General features: G+C 62.2%; 3 protein-coding genes. All 3 read left to right on the plus strand.

The window, feature by feature from the left end:
- The first annotated feature begins 90 nt into the window (after nt 1-90).
- On the plus strand, nt 91-1,092 hold the full coding sequence (locus EN932_RS34640; protein WP_024501902.1) for an Ldh family oxidoreductase: 1,002 nt from the start codon (nt 91-93) through the stop codon (nt 1,090-1,092).
- A gap of 241 nt (nt 1,093-1,333) precedes the next feature.
- Nucleotides 1,334-1,615: a hypothetical protein gene (locus EN932_RS34645; protein WP_013528193.1), complete on the plus strand. Its 282-nt coding sequence runs from the start codon at nt 1,334-1,336 to the stop codon at nt 1,613-1,615.
- 196 nt (nt 1,616-1,811) lie between these two features.
- A partial coding sequence (locus tag EN932_RS34650; protein ID WP_164890797.1) for a DoxX family protein occupies nt 1,812-2,150 on the plus strand: 339 nt, incomplete at its 3' end.

Raw genomic sequence — 2,150 nt, forward strand, 5'->3', positions numbered from 1 at the left:
CTATCCACATTCACATTTCCATCCCCATTCGCTATTCACTGCCCACTGTCCCGTACTCCCCTATTCCCCTACTCCCCTAGGACGGCCATGATGCAACTCAGTCTCGACCAGGCAAAAGGACTGTGCCGGATGGCGGCACTTGGCGCCGGCGCCAATGAGGAAGCGGCGCAATCGCTCACTGCTTCGATCATATCAGCCGAGGCCGAAGGGCTTTCCTCGGTCGGTCTGTCGCATTTCATCGACTATCTCGAGGCGCTGGAAGCCGGACGCATCGACGGCAATGCCGACCCGGTGATCACCCGGCCGGCGCTGGCAGTCTATCTCTCCGATGCACGCGGCGGGCTGGCGCATACCGGCTTCGACCGCACCATCGACGACCTCGCCAAGGCGGCAAAGCTGTTCGGTGTCGCCATCTTCTCGCAGAAGAACGCCTATACATGCGGCGCGCTCGGCTATTTCACCGGAAGGCTGGCAGCACAAGGACTGGTGTCGTTCGCAGCCACCAACGGCCCGGCCGTGCTTGCCGGCTCGGGCTCGGTCAAGCCGGTCTACTGCACCAACCCGATGTCGTTTGCCGCGCCTGCCGCCGACGGGGCGCCGCTGGTCATCGACCAGTCGTCGAGCGCCACCGCTTTCGTCAACATCCGCAAAGCGGCCGAGGACGGCAAGACAATCCCGGAAGGCTGGGCGCTGGACGCCAGCGGCAACCCGACCACCGATCCCGCCGCCGCCATGAAGGGCGCAATGCTCGCCTTCGGCGGTCAGCGCGGCGCCAACATCGCGCTGATGGTCGAGGTGCTGGCGGCGGGCCTGTCGGGCGCCAACTGGTCGCTCGACGCGCCATGGTTCAGCGGCGGGCCGGACAGCCCCGGCACGGGACTGTTCGTGCTTGCTATCGAACCCAAGCTGCTCGATCCAGATTTCGAGCAACGAATGAAGGACCAGCTTGACCGGCTGCGGCGGCGCTTCGGCGTGCATGTGCCCGGTCGTGCCCGCGCAGAGGCCGCCGAGAAGGCGCAAGCGCGCGGCATCACCGCATCGAAGGCCGTGGTGCAGCGCATTTCCGAATTCGCTGCACGCTATTCTTCCTGAATATCTATTAAATATCAATTAGTTATCTGGAATTCGCCCGCCGCAGGCGCGGCGCAGTGCGATTTTCTTTGCGCGCCGCTGAACCTTTTCGCGCCTTGCTGCGACCCAGCTTTGTCCAGGGCAAGGCGAGCTTGCCCGATCCACACCGAGGGAAGCAGCAAACCGAAATCGAAAGCCTGCATCACGCGAAGGCCGGTCCTTCGCGCCTCGGAAAACTCAACCCAAATCAAAGGAAATTGCCATGACCAACACCAAGATCACCATGCTGACCGCCGTCCTTCTGCTCGGCTCGTTCATGGGCGCCACACAGGCAGCCACCCTGAAGGCCGCACCGGTCAAGCCGTCCAGCCCGGGTGTCATCGCTGCCCCGAGCGGCGGGGCCACCGAAGACCACTACTGCAAGAACGGCCATGCAAAATTCGCCAATTGCAGCGCTGATTTCGTCGCCGCCTGCAAGAAGGTTGGTGGCACCATGTCGGATGTTCAGGGCTGGGGTGGGCGTACTTGCTTCACGCCCTCCTGATACCGTCTCAGGTCAGGCCGCGCCGTCGGCCCCTGGCTTCGCATGGATGTCACCCGGAAAACCCCGCTTCGGCGGGGTTTTCTGCGTTTTGATCGCACGATGGTAAAACATTCTCGTTTTGGTCAACTTTTGTTTATTTGACTTCGACCAACCTGATCGGCCGTTTGCGCTGATTGAGCAAAACAGAGGAGCTACAATGTCGGCAAGCACGGACAATCCCCGCAACGCCCTTGTCATCCCGGTCCTTGGCAGGTTTTACGCGGCCCTGCACGATGGTGCCGAAACCGTTCTTCGCGTCGTCGCCGGCGGGTTTCTCGCCATCCACGGTTCGCAGAAGATCACCAATCCTTTCGGCGCTGCCGAGATGGTCGAGGGTCTCGGCTTCTATCCGGGCGCGTTGTGGTCGTTGCTTCTGGCCTGCACTGAATTCTTTGGCGGCATCTTCATCGCCATCGGGTTTTTGACGCGGCCGGCCGCCTTTGCCGGCCTGTTCGTGCTATTGGTCACGGTCTGGTTCCACTGGGTCACCATGGGC

The sequence above is a fragment of the Mesorhizobium sp. M7A.F.Ca.US.002.01.1.1 genome (assembly GCF_004022955.1).
Taxonomy (GTDB): domain Bacteria; phylum Pseudomonadota; class Alphaproteobacteria; order Rhizobiales; family Rhizobiaceae; genus Mesorhizobium; species Mesorhizobium ciceri.

Excerpts from the sequence above, each read along its gene's own strand:
- EN932_RS34645 (WP_013528193.1), top strand. The coding sequence starts at position 1,334 with ATGACCAACACCAAGATCACCATGCTGACCGCCGTCCTTCTGCTCGGC.
- EN932_RS34640 (WP_024501902.1), top strand. The coding sequence starts at position 91 with ATGCAACTCAGTCTCGACCAGGCAAAAGGACTGTGCCGGATGGCGGCA.